The sequence below is a fragment of the Actinomadura rubrisoli genome, assembly GCF_004349215.1.
GTDB classification, from domain to species: domain Bacteria; phylum Actinomycetota; class Actinomycetes; order Streptosporangiales; family Streptosporangiaceae; genus Spirillospora; species Spirillospora rubrisoli.
The window spans coordinates 1-5,942 of the sequence record NZ_SMKU01000468.1 but is presented as its reverse complement, the minus strand read 5'-3'; the positions used below and the strand labels follow the sequence as shown (position 1 = coordinate 5,942).

Below are 5,942 nucleotides of genomic sequence, written 5' to 3'. Positions count from 1 at the left end.
CCGAGGTGTGGTTCAACCACGCCACGTTCTTCCACCACACGACCCTGCCCACCGACGTCCGCGAGGGCCTTCTCGCCGTCCTGGACGTGGAGGACCTGCCCACCAACACCTACTTCGGCGACGGCGGTAGCGATACCGTTAGCAATTGGTGCGCCTTTGTGAATGTTCATAGCGCGAATTGCCCATTTTGCGGCGTGACTCTGCCCACGCCGCCAATTCCGGGAATTCACTGCCCACTCCTGCCGCTCACCGCTATTGTCGTCCGCATGCCGACTCAGAAACATGACATATCGGCTGAGCTGTTCCGCTGGTCCCCCGACCTTGCTGCGGAACTCTTGGCTGAAATGGGCATAAATATGCCGAAAATCCGGCAGGCCCACGACGTCTCAGAATCATTCACCGATCTCAAGACAAGGGAGTACAAGGGTGACGTAGCGATCGTGCTGGACACGGGCGACTCCAGGACGGGTGTCGTGGTCGAGGTCCAGCACAAGAAGGACGAGGACAAGCAGTGGACGTGGCCCCTCTACATCGCCACCCTCCGCAACCGGCAGCGCTGCCCGGTCATCCTGCTGGTGATCGCCCCCGACCCCAAGGTCGCCGAGTGGTGCGGCCGCACGATCGAGACCGGCCACCCCGGCCACGACCTCACGCCCCTGGTCCTGCACTCCAAGCACATCCCCGTGATGCTGGACCCGGAGGAGATCGCCGCCGACCCCGCCATGGGCGTTCTGTCCGTTCTCTTTCACGGCGCCGGCGAGCACGGCCCGCAGATCGTGCGAGCCGCCTACGAAAGCACGAACCTGCTCGCGGCGAGGGGAGACGAACGGGCCCGCCGTTACTATGACTACGTACTCGTGATGCTCCCCGAGGCGGCGCGCAAGAGCCTGGAGGCCAAGATGATGACCGATTCGCCCTACTACTCCGACGTCATGCGCGGCGCGGAGGCTAGGGGAGAAGCCCGGAGTGTGCTTCTCGTTCTGAAGGCGAGGGGCATCGAGACGACGGACGAGGACCGTGAGCGGATCGAGGGCTGCACGGATCAGTCGCAGTTGGAGACCTGGCTGCAGCGCGCGGCCATCGCCCAGAAGGCGGACGAGCTGTTCGTCTGATGTGAAGGTTCGCGTGTGGGCCCGCACCTGGTCTGGGTGCGGGCCTGGGAGGGCAACATGATGATGGATTCGCCCTACTACTCCGACGTCATGCGCGGCGCCTTCGTCCGAGGGAAGGCCGAGGGGAAGGCCGAGAACGTGCTTCTCGTTCTGAAGGCGAGGGGCATCGAGGCGACGGACGAGCACCGCCAGCGGATCGAGGGCTGCACGGATCAGTCGCAGTTGAAGATCTGGCTGCAGCGTGCGGTTACTGCACAGAAGGCGGACGAGCTGTTTGCGTGATGTGAGGGTTCGCTGGTGGGCCCGCACCTGGTCTGGGTGCGGGCCTGGGAGGGCAGGATGATGATGGATTCGCCCTATCATTCCGACGTCATGCGCGGCGCCTTCGCCCAAGGATTCGCCGAAGGGAAGGCCGAGGGGAAGGCCAAAGGGAAGGCCAAGGCAATCGCGCGGAGTGTGCTGCTCGTTCTGCAGGCGCGGGGCATCGAGGCGACGGACGAGCACCGCCAGCGGATCGAGGGCTGCACGGATCAGGAGCAGTTGGAGACCTGGCTGCAGCGTGCGGTTACTGCACAGAAGGCGGACGAGGTTTTCGCTTGATGTGGTGGGTTGGGTCCTAGTGGGCTTGGAGGGCTAGGGCTGCTTCTTGTTTGAGGGCTGTGGGCTCGTCCAGGGACGGCTGGTCCAGGGTGGACGTGCGGGCGGCGGCCAGGGCGGCGGGTGGCAGGGAGGCTAGGCGGTTCGCCAGGGTGTGGGCGGTGGCCAGGGCCTCGCCGGGTGGGGTGAGTGTGGTGATCACACCCCAGTCGAGGGCCTCGCGGGCGGGGACGCGGCGGGCCGTGAGGATGATGTCGAGGGCTCGGGCGCGGCCGATGAGGCGGGGGAGGCGTACCGTGGCGCCGTCCAGTGAGGGGAGGCCGTGCTCCAGGTTGAGCAGGCCGAACTCCGCGGTCGTCGAGGCCACGCGGAGGTCGCACCAGAGGGCGAGTTCGAAGCCGCCGCCGAAGCAGTAGCCCTCGATCGCCGCGATCACCGGTTTGGACGGACGGGAGCGGGTGACCGCCATCGGCGGCGGGCCGTCCGCGGTGGGGGTGGGGAAGTCGCCCGCGGCCATGGCCTTCAGGTCGTTGCCCGCGCAGAAGGTGCCGGCCGCGCCGGTGAGGACCGCGACCCGTGCCTCGTCGTCCTGCTCGAAGGCGTTGACGGCGAGTGCCAGTTGCCCGGCGGTCGGGCCGTCCACCGCGTTGCGCCGTTCTGGACGGTCCAGCGTGATGGTGTGGACGTGGCCGTGGCGCTCGGATCGGACGGTCATCTCGCCTCCTGGATATCTAGATCGATCGTCATACTAGATAGATCGATCTAGTGAGGGCAATGGCTAGGGTGGCGTCCATGACGCGCGACACCCGTACCCGCCTGCTGGAGGCGAGCGCCCAGCTCTTCCGCGAACAGGGCTACGCGGGCACCGGGCTCAAACAGATCACGGCGGCCGGAGGGGCGCCGTGGGGATCGCTCTACCACTTCTTCCCCGGTGGGAAGGAGCAGCTCGGTGTTGAGGCCGTCGCGCATTCCGGAAGCCGCTATCTGCGGCTCTTCGATCTTGTCTTCGACCGGGCCGAGGACGACGTGGTGCGGTCGGTGCGCGACTTCTTCCAGTTGAGCGCGGAGGCGCTGCACAAGTCGGACTGGGCCGATGGGTGCCCGATCGCGACGGTGGCCTTGGAGGTGGCGAGCACGAGCGAGCCGCTGCGGCATGCCTGCGTCGAGGTCTTCGCGTCGTGGCGGGAGTCCATCGCGCGGCGCCTGGCGGGCGCCGGTATCCCCGAGGCGCGTGCCGCGGACCTGGCCACGTACGTCCTCTGCGCGTTCGAGGGCGCGATCGTGCTCAGCCGGACGGACCGTGACACGCGTCCCCTGCGCGTCACCGCCGACATCGTCGCGGGCACCCTGGGCGCCGAGCTCCCGGGGTGAGGAGGGTCACCGATACGGGCTGTTGTTGGGCGGGGCGGCCCGGGGTAGCGTTCTGGACTGTTCGTCAATAAGCCCTCAGTGTCCAGGGGGAGCCCCATGTCCGTTCAGCTTCCGGAGCCGGAGAATCTCGTCCTCCAGGCGCGGGACGTGCGTTTCGACTGGTCGGACGTGCCGCTCCACTGGATCCCCGGCGATCCGGTGGCCACGCACCTGATCAACGTGCTGCACATGCTGCTGCCGGCGGGCGAGGAGTGGTTCGTCCGGGTCTTCAAGGAGGCCGTCCCGTACATCAAGGACGACCGGGTGCGCGAAGACGTCCTGGGCTTCATCGGCCAGGAGGCCATGCACGCCGCGTCCCATGACGGGGTGCTGGACCACTTCATCGAGCAGGGCTTGGACGTGCGGCCGTTCGTCCGGCAGGTCGAGTACGTCTTCGAAGGGCTGCTCGGCGACCGCGACCTGGACGGCGAGCGCAAGCGGGCCTGGCTGTTCGAGCGGATCTGCATCGTCGCGGCGATCGAGCACTTCACCGGCGTCCTCGGCGACTGGATCCTGAACGCCAGGGCGCTGGACGAGGCGGGCGCCGACCCGACGATGCTGGACCTGCTGCGCTGGCACGGCGCCGAGGAGGTCGAGCACCGGCACGTGGCGCACGACCTGTACATGCACCTGGACGGCTCGTACGGCAAACGGCTGCGGGCCATGGGCGAGACGATCACCATGCTGTTGACGCTCTGGCATCGGGGGCACAGGTTCCTGATGGCCGCCGATCCCGTGGTCAGGGGACGGATCAAGGGCGGCGTGCACCACCTGCGGCGGACGGGGCCTGCGGGCCTCACGCCCGACCGGCGGATGGTCGGGGCCTCGGTGCTGCGCTACCTGAAGCGGTCCTACAGCCCGCTGAACGAGGGGTCCACGAGCCAGGCCCTGTCCTACCTCGCCTCGTCCCCGGCCGCGCGGGCGGCGCTGCGATGATCCCGCCCGACCTGCGAGGACGGCGGAAGCGCGACCCGTTCTGGGTGGCCGTGAGCGTGGCGTTCAACGGCATGCAGCGGGTGCGCGGGCTGCGCGCGCCCGTCATCCCGTACGTGGAGCCGGTCGACCGGACGCGGGATCTCGTCGTCCTGGAGGTGCGGCGCGAGGCGGAGGACGTGGTCAGCCTCCGGTTGGGGGCGCCCGATCGCGGTGTGCTGCCCGGCTGGCAGCCCGGGTGCCATCTGGACGTGTTCCTGCCGTCCGGCCGCCGCCGCCAGTACTCCCTGTGTGGAGACCCGTCCGACCGGAGGACGTACAGGATCGCGGTCAGGCGGCTGCCCGACGGGGCGGGCGGCTCGGTCGAGATGCATGGACTGGCCAAGGGCGCGACGGTCACCGTCCAGGGGCCGCGTAACGCGTTTCCCTTCCTGGCGCGCGACCGCTACCTGTTCATCGCGGGCGGCATCGGCATCACGCCGATCCTGCCGATGGTGGCGGCCGCGGAACGGCTCGGCGCCGACTGGCGGCTGATCTACACGGGACGCACGCGGGCCTCCCTGCCGTTCCTGGACGAGCTGCCCTCTGGCCGCGTCCTCATCCGGACGGACGACGAGCACGGCGTGCCCGATGGAGCCGACCTGGTCGAGGGTGTGGCCGACGGCACCGCCGTGTACTGCTGCGGGCCCGCCCCGATGATCGACGGCGTGCGGGCGTCCGTGGGTGAGGGCGCCACCCTGCACTACGAGCGGTTCGCCCCGGCGCCCATCGTGGACGGCAGGCCGTTCGAGGTCGAGCTGCGGCGCAGCGGACGGACCCTCGCCGTCCCCGCCGACCGGTCCGCCCTCGACGTGATCAGGGACGAACTGCCCGCCGTGGCGTACTCGTGCCGGCAGGGCTTCTGCGGCACCTGCCGCACCGCGGTCCTGGCGGGCGAGGCCGACCGGCGCTCGCCCGGCGACCCGGACGGCGGCTCCATGCTGATCTGCGTCTCGCGCGCCACCGGCGGCAGGATCACGCTCGACCTGTGACACGGCCGGGTCCCGGCGGCCGTTCGGATATGCCACGCTTGACGGGCTGAACCCCCGTGGCGAGGAGTGCGTGCGTGACCGAACTGCCGGGCCACATCGGCCCCTACCGGGTGGTGGACCGGCTCGGCGAGGGCGGTATGGGCACCGTGTACGTGGGGCTGGACGGGTCGGGCCGCAAGGTCGCCATCAAGGTGATCAGGCGGGAGTACGCGGCGGACCGCCAGTACCGGGCGCGGTTCGAGGCCGAGGTCTCGGCGGCGCAGCGGGTCCGGCCCTTCTGCACGGCGCCCGTCCTGGACGCCGACCCCAAGGCCGACCCGCCGTACCTGGTGACCGAGTTCGTCAACGGGCCGAGCCTGGACGCGGCGGTCGCCAAGGACGGCCCGCTGCGGGGCGCCGATCTGGAGGCGGTCGCGGTCGGGATCGCGACCGCGCTGACCGCCATCCACGACGCGGGCGTCGTCCACCGCGACCTCAAGCCCGCCAACGTGCTGCTGTCCACGTTCGGGCCGCGCGTGATCGACTTCGGTATCGCCCGCTCGATGGACGGGACGCGGCTGACCGCGACCGGCGGGATCGTCGGCACGCCCGCGTTCATGGCCCCCGAGCAGCTCCACGGACGTGCCGCGACCCCGGCGACGGACGTGTTCGCCTGGGGCGCGACCGTGGCGTTCGCCGCCCGCGGCGGGCCGTGCTTCGGGGGCACCTCGATCCCGGCGATCATCCACCAGATCGTCAGCGGCGAGCCGGACCTGAGCGGCCTGAGCGGGACGCTGCTCGACGCCGTGCGCGCGGCGCTGTCCAAGGACCCGGCGGCCCGTCCGTCCGCCCAGACGCTGCTGGACGGCCTGATCTCCGG

8 protein-coding genes are annotated in these 5,942 nt (G+C 69.8%); 7 read left to right on the top strand and 1 reads right to left on the bottom strand.

Annotated features, from left to right (window positions below; genetic code table 11):
• From E1298_RS49925 to E1298_RS43100, 3 genes are all read left to right on the top strand, one after another.
• The coding region (locus E1298_RS49925; protein ID WP_207945190.1) for a hypothetical protein at nucleotides 1-1,112 on the top strand (1,112 nt) is incomplete at its 5' end.
• A 15-nt stretch (nucleotides 1,113-1,127) separates the two neighbouring features.
• Nucleotides 1,128-1,394: a hypothetical protein gene (locus E1298_RS43105; protein ID WP_131903164.1), complete on the top strand. Its 267-nt coding sequence runs from the start codon at nucleotides 1,128-1,130 to the stop codon at nucleotides 1,392-1,394.
• Nucleotides 1,395-1,409: 15 nt separating this feature from the next.
• Nucleotides 1,410-1,712: a hypothetical protein gene (locus E1298_RS43100; RefSeq protein ID WP_131903163.1), complete on the top strand. Its 303-nt coding sequence runs from the start codon at nucleotides 1,410-1,412 to the stop codon at nucleotides 1,710-1,712.
• A 16-nt stretch (nucleotides 1,713-1,728) separates the two neighbouring features.
• Here E1298_RS43100 and E1298_RS43095 read toward each other — a convergent pair whose 3' ends face one another.
• Nucleotides 1,729-2,424, bottom strand: a complete 696-nt coding sequence (locus E1298_RS43095; RefSeq protein ID WP_131903162.1) for an enoyl-CoA hydratase-related protein — start codon at nucleotides 2,422-2,424, stop codon at nucleotides 1,729-1,731.
• 77 nt (nucleotides 2,425-2,501) lie between these two features.
• Between E1298_RS43095 and E1298_RS43090 the strand changes: the two genes are divergently transcribed.
• The 4 genes from E1298_RS43090 to E1298_RS43075 form a co-directional block, all read left to right on the top strand.
• Nucleotides 2,502-3,080: a TetR/AcrR family transcriptional regulator gene (locus tag E1298_RS43090; protein WP_131903161.1), complete on the top strand. Its 579-nt coding sequence runs from the start codon at nucleotides 2,502-2,504 to the stop codon at nucleotides 3,078-3,080.
• Nucleotides 3,081-3,176: 96 nt separating this feature from the next.
• A complete protein-coding gene (locus E1298_RS43085) occupies nucleotides 3,177-4,055 on the top strand; it encodes a metal-dependent hydrolase (protein WP_131903160.1) in 879 nt (292 codons plus the stop codon).
• Nucleotides 4,052-5,083: a PDR/VanB family oxidoreductase gene (locus tag E1298_RS43080; RefSeq protein WP_131903159.1), complete on the top strand. Its 1,032-nt coding sequence runs from the start codon at nucleotides 4,052-4,054 to the stop codon at nucleotides 5,081-5,083. Before E1298_RS43085 ends, E1298_RS43080 begins: the two co-directional genes overlap by 4 nt.
• A gap of 74 nt (nucleotides 5,084-5,157) precedes the next feature.
• Nucleotides 5,158-5,942 (top strand): serine/threonine-protein kinase (locus E1298_RS43075; RefSeq protein ID WP_243726191.1); only part of this gene is annotated, 785 nt, incomplete at its 3' end.

Coding starts and splice junctions, on each gene's coding strand:
- E1298_RS43095 (WP_131903162.1), bottom strand. CDS start 2,424: ATGACCGTCCGATCCGAGCGCCACGGCCACGTCCACACCATCACGCTG.
- E1298_RS43090 (WP_131903161.1), top strand. CDS start 2,502: ATGACGCGCGACACCCGTACCCGCCTGCTGGAGGCGAGCGCCCAGCTC.
- E1298_RS43085 (WP_131903160.1), top strand. CDS start 3,177: ATGTCCGTTCAGCTTCCGGAGCCGGAGAATCTCGTCCTCCAGGCGCGG.
- E1298_RS43080 (WP_131903159.1), top strand. CDS start 4,052: ATGATCCCGCCCGACCTGCGAGGACGGCGGAAGCGCGACCCGTTCTGG.